At 70.2% G+C, this 17,453-nt stretch carries 11 protein-coding genes; 5 read left to right on the forward strand and 6 right to left on the reverse strand.

The window, feature by feature from the left end; translation table 11 throughout:
* Positions 1-177: 177 nt before the first annotated feature.
* The 5 genes from OG496_RS28690 to hisC form a co-directional block, all read right to left on the reverse strand.
* Positions 178-1,863, reverse strand: coding sequence for a GAF domain-containing sensor histidine kinase (locus tag OG496_RS28690; protein ID WP_405972937.1), 1,686 nt, complete (start codon positions 1,861-1,863; stop codon positions 178-180).
* Positions 1,864-1,923: 60 nt separating this feature from the next.
* Positions 1,924-5,421 carry a thiol reductant ABC exporter subunit CydD gene (cydD, locus tag OG496_RS28695; protein ID WP_405972938.1) on the reverse strand — a complete coding sequence of 1,166 codons (3,498 nt, stop codon included), beginning with the start codon at positions 5,419-5,421 and terminating at the stop codon, positions 1,924-1,926.
* A 132-nt stretch (positions 5,422-5,553) separates the two neighbouring features.
* The gene (cydB, locus tag OG496_RS28700; RefSeq protein WP_405972939.1) at positions 5,554-6,558 is read right to left on the reverse strand and encodes a cytochrome d ubiquinol oxidase subunit II; all 1,005 of its coding nucleotides are present in this window, start codon (positions 6,556-6,558) and stop codon (positions 5,554-5,556) included.
* A gap of 20 nt (positions 6,559-6,578) precedes the next feature.
* The gene (locus OG496_RS28705; RefSeq protein ID WP_366494836.1) at positions 6,579-8,087 is read right to left on the reverse strand and encodes a cytochrome ubiquinol oxidase subunit I; all 1,509 of its coding nucleotides are present in this window, start codon (positions 8,085-8,087) and stop codon (positions 6,579-6,581) included.
* A gap of 233 nt (positions 8,088-8,320) precedes the next feature.
* Complete coding sequence (hisC, locus tag OG496_RS28710) at positions 8,321-9,400, reverse strand: histidinol-phosphate transaminase (protein WP_405972940.1); 1,080 nt, start codon at positions 9,398-9,400, stop codon at positions 8,321-8,323.
* A 473-nt stretch (positions 9,401-9,873) separates the two neighbouring features.
* On the opposite strand from hisC, the gene OG496_RS28715 reads away from it, so the two are divergent.
* From OG496_RS28715 to OG496_RS28730, 4 genes are all read left to right on the forward strand, one after another.
* A complete protein-coding gene (locus OG496_RS28715) occupies positions 9,874-10,986 on the forward strand; it encodes a LacI family DNA-binding transcriptional regulator (protein WP_366494834.1) in 1,113 nt (370 codons plus the stop codon).
* A 576-nt stretch (positions 10,987-11,562) separates the two neighbouring features.
* A complete protein-coding gene (locus OG496_RS28720; RefSeq protein WP_405972941.1) occupies positions 11,563-12,081 on the forward strand; it encodes a hypothetical protein in 519 nt (172 codons plus the stop codon).
* 604 nt (positions 12,082-12,685) lie between these two features.
* A complete protein-coding gene (locus tag OG496_RS28725) occupies positions 12,686-13,801 on the forward strand; it encodes a metallophosphoesterase (protein WP_405972942.1) in 1,116 nt (371 codons plus the stop codon).
* 192 nt (positions 13,802-13,993) lie between these two features.
* Entirely contained in the window at positions 13,994-14,854 is an 861-nt protein-coding gene (locus tag OG496_RS28730) for a hypothetical protein (RefSeq protein ID WP_405972943.1), read from the forward strand.
* A 90-nt stretch (positions 14,855-14,944) separates the two neighbouring features.
* Here the strand turns inward: OG496_RS28730 and OG496_RS28735 are convergent, their stop codons facing one another.
* The gene (locus OG496_RS28735; protein ID WP_405972944.1) at positions 14,945-15,949 is read right to left on the reverse strand and encodes a hypothetical protein; all 1,005 of its coding nucleotides are present in this window, start codon (positions 15,947-15,949) and stop codon (positions 14,945-14,947) included.
* 203 nt (positions 15,950-16,152) lie between these two features.
* Between OG496_RS28735 and OG496_RS28740 the strand changes: the two genes are divergently transcribed.
* Positions 16,153-17,382, forward strand: a complete 1,230-nt coding sequence (locus OG496_RS28740) for a serine hydrolase domain-containing protein (RefSeq protein WP_405972945.1) — start codon at positions 16,153-16,155, stop codon at positions 17,380-17,382.
* Positions 17,383-17,453: the final 71 nt, after the last annotated feature.

Raw genomic sequence — 17,453 nt, forward strand, 5'->3', positions numbered from 1 at the left:
AGCCATGGCGGGCAGGTGTCCGACAGGGCTCGCCGGAAGCCGCACCGGACGGGCGTCCGACAGGGCTCAGTTGGGAGTCACGGCGGACAGGGTCCCGGCCGGGCTCAGTGGGAGCCGTACCCGACAAGGTCCCGCCGGGCTCGGCGGAAGCCACACCGGACAGGATCCCGGCAGGGCTCAGTGGGGCGCCTGCCACACCACCGTCGTACCGCCGCCGTCCTCGCCGATGCCCGGCCCGTACCAGCTGTCGCCGCCCATGGATTCGGCCCGGCGCTTGAGGTTCTTCAGGCCGCTGCGCCGACCGCCCTCCGGGATGCCGACCCCGTCGTCCGCGACGGTGAGCCGTACGCCGGGCCGACCGTCCGGCAGGGTCGCGGTCGCGTCGACGACGACCTCGATGCGCGTCGCCTCCGCGTGCCGGAACGCGTTGGAGAGTGCCTCGCGCAGGGCAGCGATGAGGTTCTTGCCGGTGAGGTCGCCGACCGTCGTGTCGACCACGCCGACGAAACGGTGCCCGGGCTTGAACCCGAGCGGCACCGCAGCCATGTTGATCTCCCGCAGCACTCGCGTACGCAGCCCGGAGGGCGCCTCGGCGGGACCCTGCTGGAGCGCGAAGATCGCGGTGCGGATCTCCTGGATGGTGACGTCGAGTTCGTCGACGGCATTGGCCACACCGTGCCGCACCTCGGGGACGAGCGACCCGCGCTGGGCGCTCTCCAGCATCATCCCGGTGGCGAACAGCCGTTGGATGACCAGGTCGTGCAGGTCACGGGCGATCCGGTCGCGGTCCTCATACACCGCGAGCCGCTCCCGGTCACGCTGAGCCTCGGCCATCATCAGCGCGAGCGCGGCCTGCGAGGCGAACTGGATCGCGAGGGTGCGCTCGGTCTCCGTGAACGGCCGCTCGCCCTGCGCGCGGGGCGTGACCAGGGCCCCCAGGACGCGCCCTCCGCTCTGCAGGGGCAGCGCCATGATCGGCCCGTACGCGCGCGCGAGGGCGCTGAGCATCCGGGGATCGGTGGCCGCGTCCGCCACGAACACCGGCCGTCCGTCGAGGAGTTGCGCGACGATCTCGCTGTCCGGCGCGACGACCCTGCCGAGCTGGTCCGACGGCTGTTCCGAGGACACGGCGACGATCTCCATGCCACCCTCGGCAGCGGGCAGCAGCACGATCCCGGCCGCCGAACCGGACAGCCGGCGGGCCCGTTCCGCGACGACCTGCAGCGCCTCCTCGGCGTCCCCGCCGGACAGCAGAGCGGTCGTGACGGCCACCGACCCGTCGATCCACCGCTCGCGCTGCTTGGCGGCCTCGTACAGCCGGGCGTTGCCGATGGCGATACCGGCCTCGGTCGCCAGCACCCGGACCATGCTGACGTCGTAGTCGTTGAAGGGGTCGCCGCCACGCTTCTCGCCGAGATAAAGGTTCCCGAAGACCTCACCCGAGACGCGAACGGGAACTCCGAGAAAGCCGCGCATCCGCGGATGGTGCTCGGGAAAACCCCAGGACCGCGGGTCCTCGCTCACATCCACCAGCCGTACCGGCTCCGACTCCCGGATGAGCGCGCCGAGCAGCCCCTTGTGTCCGTCGGGGAACCGCCCGATGCGCCGCGCGGTCCCCGCGTCGACCCCGTGGAAGACGAAGTCGGCGAGCGCGTCGCCGTCCTCGTCGACGACACCGATCCCCGCGTAGCGGGCCTCCGTCAGCGTGGCCGCCGCCTCACAGATCCGCTCCAACGTGGAGTGGAGTTCGAGCCCGCTCCCCACGGACCGCATGGCCTCCAGCAACTGCGGGACGCGGGCAGCCAGTTCGGCCGACAGTCCCGGGGCGGGCGACGGGGAACCGGGGCGCGGGGCGGCTGACATACACCGAGCCTAATTAGTCCCCTTTGTAACGGAAAGTCGAGCGGCTCGGCCACCGGACCCCTAACCGGCCGCCACCAGCAGCTCCGACTCCGCCTCCCGCTCCGCCATCCCCCGCAACGGCCCCTCCACGGAGGCCAGTCCGGCGTACGGACCCCGCTGCACCACCCGTCCCTCGTCCAGCACGATCACCTCGTCCACGTCCTCCAGGCCCGCGAGCCGGTGCGTGATGAGCAGTGTCGTACGGCCTTCCGTGGCGGCCAGCAGATCGGCGGTGAGCGCGTCGGCGGTCGCCAGGTCCAGGTGTTCGGCGGGCTCGTCGAGCACGAGCACCGGGAAGTCGGCGAGCAGGGCACGGGCGAGCGCCAGCCGCTGCCGCTGCCCGCCGGAGAGCCGTGCCCCGTGTTCACCGACGAGGGTGTCGAGGCCGTCGGGCAGCCCGTCGGCCCAGTCGAGCAGCCGGGCACGCTCCAGCGCGGCCCGCAGTTCGTCCTCGGTCGCGTCCTTCCTCGCGAGGAGCAGGTTCTCGCGCACCGAGCTGTCGAAGAGGTGAGCGTCCTGCGCACACAGCCCGACGAGCCGTCGTACGTCGTCGCCGTCCAGGGCGTACGCGTCCACACCGGCCAGCGTGTACGTGCCGGCGTCCGCGTCGAGGAAGCGCAGCAGCACCTGCGCAAGCGTCGTCTTGCCGGACCCGGAGGACCCGACGACCGCGACCCGGCGCCCCTTCTCCAACGTCAGGTCGAGCCCGGTGAGCGCGTCCCGGTCCTGCCCGGTGTGCCGGGCGGCCAGTCCCTGTACGACGAGCGGGAAGGGCGTCGCGGGTGCCTGGCGGGGCCGTTCCGGTTCCCGTACGGGTTCGGGGGCGTCCAGTACCTCGTACACGCGCTCGGCGCTCTTGCGGACCCGCTGCCGGTACTGCACGGCGAGCGGGAGTCCGAGGACGGCCTCGAAGGCGGCGAGCGGGGTGAGGACGACGACGGCCGTCAGGACACCGCTGAGCCGTCCCGCTGCGACGGCCTGGGCGGCCACGAGTGCGGTGACTGCGACGGTCAGGCCCGAGATCAGTGCGGTGAGGCCGTCGCCGAGCGCGGTGGCGGTGGCGGCGCGGGAGGCGATCCGGGTGAGGGTGCTGTCGGCCCGCTTGGCCTCGGCGGTACGGGCGGGCAGTGCGCCGGCGACCGTCAACTCGGCGGTGCCGGTGAGCAGTTCGGTCACGCGGGTGGCGAGCACACCGCGAGCGGGGGCCAGTCGCCGTTCGGCACGGCGGGCCACGGCGCCGGTCACGAGGGGGACGCCGACGCCGGCCGCGAGGAGGCCGACCGCGAGGGCGGCACCGGCCTCCGGGAGCAGCCAGGCCGTGAAGCCGACCGTCGTGGCGGAGACGGCGACCGCGACCCCGGCGGGCAGCAGCCAGCGCAGCCAGTAGTCCTGGAGCGCGTCCACGTCGGCGACGAGCCGGGACAGCAGATCGCCGCGACGGGTGTCGCGCAGCCCGGCGGGCGCCAGCCGCTCAAGGCGCCGGTAGACGGCGACCCGGGTGTCGGCCAGCATCCGCAGCACCGCGTCGTGCGACACGAGCCGCTCCGCGTACCGGAAGACGGCCCGCCCGATGCCGAAGGTCCGCGTCGCCGTCACCGCCACCATCAGGTACAGCACGGGCGGCTGCTGCGAGGCCCGCGAGATCAGCCACCCCGAGGTGGCCATGAGCCCAACGGCACTGCCCAGCGCAAGACTTCCGAGCAGCAGCGCCAGGGCGAGGCGACCGCGCCGCGCACCGGACATGGCACGGACCCGGGAGAGGACACCACCCGCATGTGCGGCAAGCCGCGTCTCGGGCTCGTGGGCGACAGCTGAACTCACCGGCGCCTCCGACGAGACCGGACTCGGATCGGCGAGCGTCGGCGCGGCCTCCGCGTGCATCACGGCCGCGCCCTCCGTCACCCGCACCACCCGGTCCGCGACCGCCAGCAGGGCCGGCCGGTGCACCACGAGCAGAACCGTCCGCCCGACCGCCAACCGCCGTACCGCCTCGACCACTTCGGCCTCGGTCGCCCCGTCCAGCGCGGCCGTCGGTTCGTCGAGGAGCAGGACGGGACGGTCGGCGAGGAAGGCCCGGGCGAGGGCGAGCCGTTGCCGCTGCCCGGCGGACAGCCCGGCCCCGTCCTCGCCGAGCACGCTCCCGATGCCCTCGGGCAACGCGTCCACGAAGTCCAGGGCACCGGCATCGGCCAACGCCCGCCGTACCGTGGTGTCGTCGGCGTCGGGGCGGGCGAGCCGTACGTTCTCGGCGATCGTCCCGGCGTAGAGCTGCGGGCGTTGCGGCACCCAGGCGATTCGCGAGCGCCACCGTTCCAGGTCGACGTCGGTGAGATCGACTCCCCCGACGCGTACCCGGCCCTCGGCGGGCCGGACGAACCCCAACAGGGCGTTCAGCAAAGTGGACTTGCCCGCGCCGCTCGGGCCGACGAGGGCGACCGTCTCTCCGGGTGCCACGACGAAGGACGCGTCCGACACGGCATCCGTGGACCGTCCGGGATAGCGGACCGTCACGCCCTCGAAGGCCACGGCGTCCGACGGCACTTCGGTGGCGCCCGAGGCCGGTACCGGTGTCTCCAGTACCGAGAAGATCTCCTCGGCCGCGGCGAGGCCCTCCGCAGCCGCGTGGTACTGCGCGCCCACCTGGCGCAGCGGCAGATACGCCTCGGGTGCCAGGACGAGGACGACGAGACCGACGTAGAGGTCCATGTCGCCGTGGACGAGGCGCATGCCGATCGTCACGGCGACCAGGGCCACGGAGAGGGTGGCGAGGAGTTCCAGGGCGAAGGAGGAGACGAAGGCGATCCGGAGCGTGCGCATGGTCGCCTGGCGGTACTCGCCGGTGATGCGCCGGATCGAGTCGGCCTGCGCCTTGGCCCGGCCGAACACCTTCAGGGTCGGCAGCCCCGCGACCACGTCCAGGAAGTGTCCGGAGAGCCGGGAGAGCAGCTGCCACTGACGGTCCATCCGGGACTGCGTGGCCCAGCCGATCATCACCATGAAGAGGGGGATGAGCGGCAGGGTGCCGACGATGATCGCCGCCGAGACCCAGTCCTCGGTGACGATCCGCGCCAGCACCGCCACGGGGACGACGATCGCGAGCCCCAACTGCGGGAGATAGCGCGAGAAGTAGTCGTCGAGGGCGTCGACACCCCGGGTGGCGAGGGCGACCAGCGATCCGGTCCGCTGCCCGCTCAGCCAGCCGGGGCCCAGCTCCACGGAACGCTCCAGCAGCCGCCCCCGCAGCTCCGACTTCACGGCGGCGCTGGCGCGGTGGGCGGCGAGTTCGGTGAGCCAGGAGACCAAGGCACGGCCGACGGCGACTGCCGCCAACAACAGCAGGGGAGTGCCGAGTTCACCGACGGACATCCGATGCTGGAAGGCACCGACCACGACCTCCGCGATGAGCATCGCCTGCGCGATGACCAGCAGCGCCCCAACGGCACCCAGGGCGACGACCGCCATCAGGAAGGGGCGGGTGGCGCGGGCGTAGCGGAGCAGACGTGGGTCGATCGGTTTCACGTGAAACACACCCTCTTCTCAGGAGGTCCGAACTTCTCGGCCGGTCCCGACTTCTCGGTAGGTCCCACCGGGGCATGTTTCACGTGAAACATGCCCCAAGTCGGACTCAACGCTCGAACTAAGAGCGCGGACTCAGTGCGCGGCTTCGGCGATGTGCTGCGTGCCGATCCGCTTGCGGAACACCCAGTACGTCCAGCTCTGGTAGAGCAGCACGATCGGCGTGGCGATCCCCGCGCACCAGGTCATGATCTTCAGGGTGTACGGGCTCGACGAGGCGTTGGTGACCGTGAGGTTCCAGTCCGGGTTGAGCGAGGACGGCATGACGTTCGGGAAGAGCGACAGGAAGAGCATCGCGACGGCCGCCACGATGGTGAGGCCTGAGAACGCGAACGACCAGCCCTCACGGCCGAGTTGAATCGCCCCCAGCGCCGCGACGAGTGCGACGACGGCCACGATCAGCGCGACCAGGCTCTTGCCGTCACCGCTGTCGACCTGGGTCCAGATCAGGAAGGCCAGCGCCAACAGGGCGGCGACGAGACCGACTTGGAGGGCCAGTTTCCGCGCCCGCACCCGAATGTCCCCGACGGTCTTGAGTGCCGTGAACACCGCGCCGTGGAAGGTGAAGAGCGTCAGCGTGACCAGGCCGCCGAGGATCGCGTACGGGTTGAGCAGATCCCAGAAAGTGCCGGCGTACTCGAAGTTCTTGTCGATCTTCACGCCGTGCACGATGTTGCCGAAGGCCACACCCCACAGGAACGCGGGGAGCAGCGAGGTCCAGAAGATCGCCGTCTCCCAGTTGCGCTGCCAGTTCTCCTCGGGCCGCTTCGCCCGGTACTCGAAGGCGACGCCCCGGACGATCAGGCAGACCAGGATGATCAGCAGGGCAAGGTAGAAGCCGGAGAAGAGGGTGGCGTACCACTCGGGGAAGGCGGCGAAGGTCGCGCCGCCGGCGGTGAGCAGCCAGACCTCGTTGCCGTCCCAGACCGGGCCGATCGTGTTGATCAGCACCCGCTTCTCGGTGCGGTCCCGGGCGAGCAGCTTGGTGAGGATGCCGACCCCGAAGTCGAAGCCCTCCAGGAAGAAGTAGCCGGTCCACAGGACGGCGATGAGGACGAACCAGACGTCGTGCAGTTCCATGACTGTGCAGCTCCCTCGGCCTAGTAGGAGAAGGCCATCGGCTTGTCGGCGTCCTGGGAGTCGCCGCCGATCTTCGTGGGCGGGTTGAGGTCGGCCTCGGTGAGTTCGGGCGGGCCGGCCTTGACGTACTTCGCGAGCAGCTTGACCTCGATGACGGCGAGGACGGCGTAGAGCGAGGTGAAGACGATCATCGAGGTGAGGACCTCGCCCTGGGAGACGCTGGGGGAGACGGCGTCACGGGTCTGGAAGAGGCCGTAGACGACCCAGGGCTGGCGGCCCATCTCGGTGAAGATCCAGCCCCAGGAGTTGGCGATCAGGGGGAAGCCGAGGGTCCAGATGGACACCAGCCAGTAGAGCTTGGTGAGTTTCGGGCCGAGGGCCTTCTTCTTGAAGAGGACGACGTTCGGCACTTCGTCCTCGGCGACCCGCAGATGCTGGGGCAGCATGAACTTCTTGCGGGTCAGCCAGAGTCCGGCCAGGCCGATGGCGAAGGACGCCATGCCGAAGCCGATCATCCAGCGGAACGCCCAGAAGGTGACGGGGATGATGGGCCGGTAGTCGCCGGGACCGTACTTGGCCTGCTCGGCCTTGTTGGTGTCGTTGATGCCGGGAACGTACGAGCTGAAGTCGTCGTCGGCGAGGAAGGACAGTATCCCGGGGATCGACAGCTCGACGGAGTTGTGGCCCTTGCTGACGTCGCCGTAGGCGAAGATCGAGAACGGCGCGGAGTTCTGGCCGTCCCACAGGGCCTCGGCGGAGGCCATCTTCATGGGCTGCTGCTTGAACATGACCTTGCCGAGGGTGTCGCCGCTGACGGCGGTGAGCAGGCCGGCGATGGCGACGGTGATCAGGCCCAGTCGCAGCGAGCTCTTCATCACGGCGATGTGCTTCTTGCGGAACAGGTGGAAGGCCGCGATGCCGACCATGAACGCGCCGCCGGTCAGGAACGACGCGGAGAGCGTGTGGAAGGCCTGCGCGAGCGCGGTGTTCTGGGTCAGCACGTGCCAGAAGTCGGTGAGTTCGGCACGGCCCTTCGCCTTGTTGATCCGGTAGCCGACGGGGTGCTGCATCCACGAGTTGGCCGCGAGGATGAAGTACGCCGACAGGATCGTGCCGATCGAGACCATCCAGATGCAGGCCAGGTGGATCCGCTTGGGCAGCTTGTCCCAGCCGAAGATCCACAGCCCGATGAAGGTGGACTCGAAGAAGAACGCGATCAGCGCCTCGAAGGCGAGCGGGGCACCGAAGATGTCACCGACGAACCGCGAGTAGGCGGACCAGTTCATGCCGAACTGGAACTCCTGCACGATGCCCGTCACGACACCCATGGCGATGTTGATCAGGAAGAGCTTGCCCCAGAACTTGGTGGCCCTGAGGTACTTCTCCTTCTCCGTGCGCACCCACGCGGTCTGCAGCCCGGCCGTGAGAGCGGCGAGCGAGATCGTCAGGGGGACGAACAGGAAGTGGTAGACGGTGGTGATGCCGAACTGCCATCGCGCCAGTGTCTCTGGCGCCAGAGCCATTTCCACGTCGTCGGTCTCCTTATGTCGCCGCGGTACAGCGGCAGTTTGCCCCTTTTATCGCACACATCATGGGACGAACTGGGACACGCTTGTGAACGCGTTCACATTCACAAGCTATTATGACGTACAGATTTTCGGCAGCGGAAGGGGGGTCCCCTTCGGGGGCCCATTACGGAGGGGGGTTCCCATATGGCAACCCCCCTGACGTCACTCGTTACGAACCCTCACATCCGCGACGGCTAGAGCTCCTTGCGGAACCCCTCCGCCACCTTCAGGAAGATGTCGTTGCCCTCGGTCTCCCCGATCGTGATCCGCACGCCCTCGCCCGCGAACGGCCGTACCACCACGCCCGCCTGGTCGCAGGCCGCCGCGAAGTCGAGCGTGCGCTCACCCAGCCGCAGCCACACGAAGTTGGCCTGGGTCTCGGGGACCGTCCAGCCCTGGGCGCGCAGCGTGTCGGCCACGCGGGTGCGCTCGCCGACCAACGAGCCGACGCGGCCGAGCAGTTCGTCCTCGGCACGCAGCGAGGCGATCGCCGCGTCCTGCGCGAGCTGGCTCACCCCGAAGGGCACCGCCGTCTTGCGCAGCGCCGCCGCCACCGGCTCGTGGGCGATCGCGAAACCGACCCGCAGGCCGGCGAGGCCGTACGCCTTGGAGAAGGTCCGCAGGACGCAGACGTTCGGCCGGTCGCGGTAGAGCTGGACGCCGTCCGGCACGTCCATGTCGCGGATGAACTCGCGGTAGGCCTCGTCCAGGACGACCAGCACGTCGCCGGGCACCCGGTCCAGGAAGCGCTCCAGCTCGACTCGCCGTACGACCGTGCCCGTCGGGTTGTTGGGGTTGCAGACGAAGATCAGCCGGGTCCGGTCGGTGATGGCGTCGGCCATCGCGTCCAGGTCGTGCACGTCGCCCGGGGTCAGCGGGACCTGCACGGCCGTGGCGCCGCTGACCCGCGTGATGATCGGGTACGCCTCGAAGGAGCGCCAGGCGTACATGACCTCGTCGCCGGGTCCGGAGGTCGCCTGGATCAGCTGCTGGGCGACGCCGACCGAGCCGGTGCCGGTGGCCAGGTGGGAGACGGGGACGCCGAACCGTTCCGCCAGCTCGTTCATCAGACCGGTGCACGCCATGTCGGGGTACCGGTTGAAGTTCTGGGCGGCCGCGGTGACGCTCTCCATCACGCCGGGGAGCGGGGGGTACGGGTTCTCGTTGGAGGACAGCTTGTAGGCCACCGGACCGTCCGCCGAGGCGGGCTTGCCCGGCTTGTAGGTGGGGATACCCTCCAGCTCGGCGCGCAGCTTCGGGCTCGTCTCGCTCACCGCAGTCCTCCTTGTGACCACCACCGGCACCACCGGCTATCAATACTGCTCACCTTATGAGGATTCGACGCCGGGGCGTACAGGTCCGGTGCGGGTGAGCAACCCCGGGTGTCCGCGTGAGAAGCCTCCGGGCCTCTGTCGGGAGTCTGCCGGGATCGCCCCACGTGTCACATCCGCATCAGGGGCAACACCATACGAAGGCGCACGAACCGGGGGCGCGCTGTACATATATCTATGCGCCGGTAGCTCACGCCGTGGCGCGCATCCCTCGTGCAGGTGAGTTGAGACCTCTTCGAAACATGGGGGGCTTGGCAGGCCCATGCGCGCCGACAAGTCACGTAATGCCATCGCATCGTTTAACTGACTTTGTTTCTAAGGCAGTTGACCCCTTCTGACCTTGCAGAAACGTGCCTGTCAACGCGTGCATATGCGTCCGCACTACCCCACCGCATGAGCCCTACTATCGGCTCGCCATGACAGCAGCAGGGAAGCACCAGGTGAGCCGCGCGGAAACCTCTCGTCGAGGAAGCCGGCCGGGCCGGGCGGGAATCAGAGACGTGGCCGCCGCGGCCGGAGTCTCCATCACGACCGTCTCCGACGCCCTCAACGGCAAGGGCCGGCTCCCGGACGCCACCCGACGCCATGTCCGCGAAGTCGCCGACCGGCTGGGCTATCGGCCCTCAGCGGCGGCTCGCACGCTCCGTACCGGCAAGTCCGGCCTCATCGGCCTGACCGTGACGACGTACGGGGATGAACCTTTCACCTTCACCGAGTTCGCGTACTTCGCCGAGATGGCGCGGGCCGCCACCTCGGCCGCGCTCGCCCGCGGCTACGCCCTCGTGATCCTCCCCGCGACCTCGCGCCACGACGTGTGGTCGAACGTCGCCCTGGACGGCACGGTCGTCATCGACCCGTCCGACCAGGACCCGGTGGTCAGCGAGCTCGTCCGGCAGGGTTTACCGGTCGTCTCCGACGGCCGCCCGGCCGGCTCGCTCCCGGTGACCGCCTGGGTCGACAACGATCACGAGGCCGCGGTCCTGGGCATCCTGGACCACCTGGCCGACGCCGGCGCCCGCCGGATCGGCCTGCTCACGGGCACGAGCACGGACACGTACACGCATCTCTCGACGACCGCATACCTGCGTTGGTGTGAGCGGGTGGGCCAGGATCCGGTGTACGAGTCGTACCCGGCGCACGATCCGTGCGCGGGGGCCGTCGCCGCCGACCGGTTGCTCGCCCGGCCCGACCGGCCCGACGCGGTCTACGGCCTGTTCGACCCCAACGGCACGGATCTGCTGGCGGCGGCGCGGCGCTACGGCATGCGGGTGCCGGAGGACCTGCTGCTCGTGTGCTGCAGCGAGTCCACGGTGTACGCCAACACCGAGCCACCGGTCACGACGCTGTCCCTGAAGCCGCGGCGGATCGGTACGGCGGTGGTGCAACTCCTCATCGACGCGATCGAGGGGGTCGAATCCGACCTGCCGATCGAGCAGGTGATACCGACGGAGCTGATCATCCGGACGTCGTCCCAGCGGCGCCCGCCTCGAACGACGGTCAGTCCACCTCGGTCGCCTGAGGGGAAGTAGGGGGCGGGGGTCCCTCGGGGGGGCAGGGTCGGTGCTTGTGCCGGCGCCGTCCCGGTGGGTCTGGGCTTGGGCGGGGTGAGGGATGCGGGGTGAGGGATGCGGGGTGTCCGGAGTTCCGTCGGGTGCCATGGGGGCAGGGGTGGGGTCGGTGCCGTCCGGGTGGGTGCCGTCCGGGTGGGTGTGGGCTCGGGCGGGGTAAGCGGTGGGAGTGTCCGGGGTTTCATCGGTGGCCGTGGTCAGCCGGAAGCGGAAGCGGACTTGCTCCAGGTGTCCGTGAGACCAGGAACCGAGGCTCCCATCGCGTGCCGCCAGCGCCCGGCGTCGAGACCCACACGGGTGCCGTCACGAGCGGAACGGGGCCGGGACTCCCACCCGCCACCCCGGTCCGGCCGAAACAGGACCCGGAGTACTTGCGCAGGTTGCCCCCGAGCGCGGCCAGGGCGCGGCACTCAGGCGCCATAGGGATGGCCGGACCGGTACCGGGAACTCCCCTCGGCCCACGGCGCACAGGACCCCCTTCAAGTGCCCGTGGCGGGCCGAACGGCGCCGGGACTCCCACCCGGCGCCGGGGTCAGCATGGCGGGCGGTGAGGCCTGTGCTCTGGCGGGCAAGGCCGGCGGTGGGGACCGGCGCCGGACAAGCGGTCAGTACCGGGGCGGGACTGACGGTCGTACCGAGGCTGGCAGGGCGGACTGCGGAACCGGCACCCTGGCGGGCAGGGCGCTATGGGGACCGGCGACGAAGCGGGCGACCAGCACCAGCGCCGGACACGCGGTCAACACCGGCGCCAGGACCGACTGGACCGGCGACAGGACCGGCACCCCGCCGGACAGGCCGCGCACCGAGAACCGCCAAGGCGCAGGCACCCCGCACCGCACGCCCCGCACCCCGCACCAGAGCAGGAACCCGATATCCGCACCGAGTCGGGCAACCGGTACCGCCGCCAAACAGCCGCCCGACACCTACGCCAGACAGGCAGCCCCCACCACCCCCGATCAGCCGGTCCACACCAGCCCCACAGAAGCGGCCCACACCCCGCCCCCGAACAAGCCCCGCCCGACCAGCCCCGCGCAAGCGGCCCGCAAGGCCCAGTGACCCACAGAGCCCCCCTCGCCCCACGAGCCCGCAGCCGCCGACGAAACGGGAGTGGGTCGTGGCGGTGCGGCGCAGCCCGCCGCGTACCCGGCACCAACCCGTTCACCTCTGACAACACCAGAGGGGCCCCACCAGCGGCGGGCTCGCCGTACCGCCACGACCCCGACCCCACCCACCAACCGCGGGCGAAACCACCCCGAACCGACCCCACCACTCACCCGCGGGCACACCCACCTCGAACCGACGCCCCCACCACCCCGCGCAAGCGATCCCCACCGCCCGACCACGCACCGCCCCACCGCCCCCACCCAAGCAACCCCCACCACCCCCGACCACGCACCCCCACCCACCCCACCCCAAGCAACCACCACCGACGATTTCCAGCCGCCCAACGGCGCGAACCAACCCCCGCCCACCCCACGTCAAGCAGACGGCCACCAGCCGAACCCCTGCCCAATCGGGGCGAAAGCCGCGGTGGACCGGAGTCCTGGTCCGATTCAGCACCCCTGGGTCATCACATGGCGCGATCCGCATTCCTATGATGGGCCCACGACACCGCGGGCCGCTGCGACCAGGCAGTCCGACGCGGTGCAGCTGCGGCGCGATGGTGGAGGGGTCGATGACTCAGGGGGCCGGTCAGGGACCCGAGACGGAGCGGACGGCGACGTTGCGCGACTTCCGGGTACCGGCGTACGTCCACGAGACCGGTCCGTACGCCGACAGCGCGCAGCCCGGCGAGGCCGTACGACCCGACGAGGAGGCCTTTGACGAGGCCTTCGACGAGGTCTATCCGGAGGGCTACACGCCCACTCAGCGCGATCTGCCCGTCATCCGTCGGGGTGACACGGTTCAGGTCGCGGTGGACCCGGCGTCGGCGGCCGTCCCGCAGCAGACGGAGGGCCCCGGTCCGCTGTTCGTCGTAGGGGATGTACACGGCTACCTGGACGAACTGGTGGCCGCCCTGCGGGAGAAGGGCCTGATCGACGCCGCGGGCAGCTGGTGCGCGGGCACCGCGCGGCTCTGGTTCCTCGGCGACTTCACCGACCGCGGCCCCGACGGCATCGGCGTCATCGACCTGGTGATGCGACTGTCCGCCGAGGCGGCCGCGGCCGGCGGCTACTGCAAGGCGCTCATGGGTAACCACGAGCTGCTCCTGCTCGGCGCCAAGCGCTTCGGCGACACCCCCGTCAACTCCGGCGCGGGCACCGCCACCTTCCAGGCGGCCTGGCTGCTCAACGGCGGCCAGAAGACCGACATGGACCGCCTCCAGGACGTCCACCTGCAGTGGATGGCCCGGCTGGACGCCATGGAGGAGGTCGACGGCCACCTGCTCGTCCACTCCGACACCACCGCCTACCTCGACTACGGCGACTCGATCGAGGCGGTCAACGACAACGTCCGCGAGACCCTCACGCGCAACGACGCGGACGAGGTCTGGGACGTGTTCCGCAAGTTGACCAAGCGGTTCTCCTTCCGCGACGAGGGCGGCGCCGACCATGTCCGCTCCCTGCTCGACATGTACGGCGGGACCCGGATCGTGCACGGCCACAGCCCGATTCCGTATCTCCTGGGAGACGTGGGCTCCGAGGACGGCGAGGACAGCGCCGGTCCCGTGGTCGAGGGACCGCACGTCTACGCCGAGGGACTCGCCATCGCGATGGACGGCGGCGTGACCATGGCCGGAAAACTGCTGGTCCAGCAACTGCCGTTGGATATCTGAGCGTTATCCGGGCAGACGTCCCCCCTCGGAGGACCGGCGGACGACAGCGCTGGCCAGGGCCAATTTCTGGAAACCCCCTGTCACCGTGTGCCGTCGCCGCTCTACCATCGGCTTATCCGTAGCAGGCTCCCCTCCGTTTCTGCCCGACGGCTCGTTGGCATGCGAGCCCCAAGCCCTACGGAGCATCGGGGGATGCACATGAACAGCGTTCCGCAGCACCTGCACAGCGAGGACCGCCAGGAGTACGAGCGGATCCTCGACGAGGCGCTGCGCTCCGCCCCTACCCGCCCGGAACTGGCCGCTGTCGGCAAGCGGCTCAACCCCGAACAGCTGCGCACCATGGCGCTGAACGCCACCGCGCTCATCACGGCGGCCGCGGCGACCGAGTACCAGCACTACGTGAAGGTCCGCGAGGAACTGCGCCGGCCGGCGTCGTCCACCCCGTCGGCCGTCCACGAGCCCGGTTCCGCGGAGCCGGGCGGCGTGGGCGCGATGGGGCTCGCCACCACCCTGGGGGAGGCGGCCGAGGGTGCGGGCGCCATCGCCGTCGCCGCCGTCCTCACCCCCGTCCTCGCCGGCACGGCCGCGGCGATATTCCTGCTCGTGGGCTACATCCTCAAGATGCTCAGCCCCGAACCGGCGTTCGCCAAGACCATGCTCACCGCCGGCTGGGTGTTCGGTGCCATGACCGCGGCGGCGATCCTCGTCGCCATCGTCGGCCTGCTGCTCACCGCCCTGCGCAACAGGCCCTCGCTCGACACCGGCCCCTACGGCGAGTCGGGCGGCGAAGTGGCCCGCGCCAGGGAGGCCTGGCACGACGCCCTCCTGGAACGCGGCATCCTGCCGTTCCTCCAGGAGGCGCTCGCGGCTCCGAGCACGGCGCCACTCCGCCGTACGACACCCAAGGCCCCGAGTCGCATGCCGAACCTCGGCTACGACCGCCCGGGCTTCTCCAGCCCCGACGAAGGCCCGGAGCCGGGCCACCGTCCGAGCTTCAGCAGCCCGGACTTCTCCAGCCCGGACTTCGGGGGGCCAGAACACCAGCCGGAGTAGCCCCTCGGCTTGCGCCCCCAACCAGGGGAGCGCAAGCCGAACGCCCGGTCACGGGGACGCCTTCTCAAGACGCCCTCTCCGGACGCCCTCTCAGGACGCCTTCTCAGGAAGGGCGATGATCGCGATGCTCTCCGGCTGGGCGACAGCCAGTCGGTTGCCGTCCGGGTGCAGGGCCGCGACCGGCGTCGGGATGTGGGTGACCCCGTAACTCCCCTCCCTGCTCGGCACCTCCACGGCCGGCCATTCCGCCGTCGACGCCCCCGTCGTGACATCAATCAGCCGCGGATGCCCGTACAACGAGACGATCGTGTCACCCCGCGGGATCAGCGTGCCGATGTGGAAGTCGACCCTGTTGCGATGCACCCACCGCTCCTCGGCGAGCGACCAGACGCCCAACTGCCGTTTGCCCAGGCCTGCGCTCGCCGCGGTCTCCTCCTCGTCGACGAACTCCTCCCCGGTCGCCACCGCCACACGGTCACCGTCGAGCCAGCAGCCCGCGATCACCTCGGAACTGTTGCCCGGGTAGAAGGACGGCACGCCACGGCCGTCGAGCACAGTGGGATCCGTCAACGCCCGTTCCAGGTCGAATACTTCGACGATCCCGTACGGATGCCACACCCAGCCCGCCGACAACAGATGGGTCCCACCCGGAGACACCGCCAGCCGCGAGTGGAGGACGTCGTTCTGCGTACGGTCGCCGACCGTGAGCCGTTCTCCGGATTCCGCGTCCTCGATCTCAAGGAGGTCGTACTGGTCCGGGCAGTGCACCAGTACCTCACGGCCGTCCCGCAGCACCCCGAGGGCGACCGGATAGTCGAAGTCCTCGGCGTAGTCGTCATTGCGCTCCAGCTCACGGACCGGCCGGTCGCCCTCCAGCAGCAGTGCCTCGGTGCCCCGCTCGTCGTAGACCACGGTGAAGCGGCCGGACGGAGAGCTGACGCTCCGGTCGAAGGAATACCCATGATCGACCGAAACCCGGCGCTCCACCCCATCAGGCCCCCACCGCCGACCACCCACGACATCGACCAGATCATCGCCGTCCCACGCCAGCGACTGCGCCTCGTCCGTCACCTGAAGAAGAATCACGGTCCCCATCCCCCAGTCCCCCACCCCACGACAACACACCCCCGGAGCAACTCAACTCCACAGACAAATCTACGGCCGGGGGCGAACCCGTAGGCCGTACGGGGGCCAGGTGCACCCTGGATCCGGAGGACAGTCCCATCCCCTCACGCCGACAGGTCCGGTTGGCTGGTGATCGTCACCGACCAAGAACCAGAACACCGGGGGATACGACCATGCAGATGCCGTCGTCGAAGAAGACCGGCGCAACCGTGCTGGCAGCAGCGCTCCTCGCCCTGGGCTCACCCCTGGCCGCGACCGCCACCACCAGGCACACCGCGCCGAAGCCGTCGTCCTACACCGAGCACACGCTCCGCCAGGACCTCGCAGCCGTACGAAAGGCCGGCGGCGGCGACGTGAACGTACTGGCCAGGGTCGACGGACCGAACGGCGCCCCCCTCATGGCCCGCATCGGCACCCGCACGGCCGGCTCCACGGCCCCGATCCCCTGGAACGCGCACTTCCGCGTGGCCAGCACGACGAAGACCTTCGTGGCGACCGTCGTCCTCCAACTCGTCGCGGAGAAGCGCCTGTCGCTCGACGACACAGTCGAGCACTGGCTTCCGTCGGTCGTCTCGGGCAACGGCAACGACGGCAGCCGCATCACCGTCCGCGACCTGCTCCGCCAGACCAGCGGCCTGTACGACTACATCGACGACCCGGAGATCCAGGACGCGCTGATCAACCACTTCGACGAGAACCGCTACGACACCACCCCCACGGCCGACCTGGTCGCGGTGGCGATGAAGCACCGGCCGGTGTTCGTACCCCGGCCGGGCGGGCCCACTCGCTGGGCATACTCCAACACCAACTACCTGCTGGCCGGGATGATCGCCGAGAAGGCCGGCGGTGCGAGCTGGCAGGACCTGGTCGCGCACCGGATCATCGCGAAGCTCGGACTGCGGAACACCTCCGTCCCCGGACTCAACCCCTTCCTGCCCGACCCGCACGTGAACGCGTACCTGACGACCGCCGACGGCAAGCGCCTCGACGTCACCGAACACAGCTACCAGCACACCGCGGACTCCGGTGTGGTCAGCGCCACCGCCGACCTGAACACCTTCTTCCGTGCCCTGGCCGACGGCCGGTTGCTCCCCGCCGCGCAGTGGCGCGAGATGCGGCAGACCGTCCAGCGCACCGACGACCCGGAGGACGTGGCCGAGATGCCCGAGGGCACCTACGGCCTCGGCCTCCGCAAGATCCCGCTCTCCTGCGGCGGTTTCTACTACACCCACGAGGGCGACGGCGCGGGCGTCAACACCCGCCCCGCGGTGAGCGCGGACGGCAGGCGCGCGGTGACGATCTCCATCACGACCACCACCGCACCCCCAGACCTGACCGCCCTCAACCGCGCGACAGGCACCCTCGTCGACCACACCTTGTGCGAGAAGCCCGCCGAGAGCTGAACTTCCGAGCCATGCCCTCTTCGTCCTCGGCCTTGGTATCGCCGCGCTCAAGGCGGATGTCCTGGGAGGGC

This window comes from Streptomyces sp. NBC_00988, assembly GCF_045162645.1.
In the GTDB taxonomy this organism is placed as follows: Bacteria; Actinomycetota; Actinomycetes; order Streptomycetales; family Streptomycetaceae; genus Streptomyces.

What these genes read in the sequence shown, in the direction of transcription:
- OG496_RS28725 (WP_405972942.1), top strand. Translation starts at nt 12,686, where the DNA reads ATGGTGGAGGGGTCGATGACTCAGGGGGCCGGTCAGGGACCCGAGACG.
- OG496_RS28740 (WP_405972945.1), top strand. Translation starts at nt 16,153, where the DNA reads ATGCAGATGCCGTCGTCGAAGAAGACCGGCGCAACCGTGCTGGCAGCA.
- OG496_RS28735 (WP_405972944.1), bottom strand. Translation starts at nt 15,949, where the DNA reads ATGGGGACCGTGATTCTTCTTCAGGTGACGGACGAGGCGCAGTCGCTG.
- OG496_RS28720 (WP_405972941.1), top strand. Translation starts at nt 11,563, where the DNA reads ATGGCGGGCGGTGAGGCCTGTGCTCTGGCGGGCAAGGCCGGCGGTGGG.
- OG496_RS28690 (WP_405972937.1), bottom strand. Translation starts at nt 1,863, where the DNA reads ATGTCAGCCGCCCCGCGCCCCGGTTCCCCGTCGCCCGCCCCGGGACTG.
- OG496_RS28730 (WP_405972943.1), top strand. Translation starts at nt 13,994, where the DNA reads ATGCACATGAACAGCGTTCCGCAGCACCTGCACAGCGAGGACCGCCAG.
- cydB (WP_405972939.1), bottom strand. Translation starts at nt 6,558, where the DNA reads ATGGAACTGCACGACGTCTGGTTCGTCCTCATCGCCGTCCTGTGGACC.
- OG496_RS28715 (WP_366494834.1), top strand. Translation starts at nt 9,874, where the DNA reads ATGACAGCAGCAGGGAAGCACCAGGTGAGCCGCGCGGAAACCTCTCGT.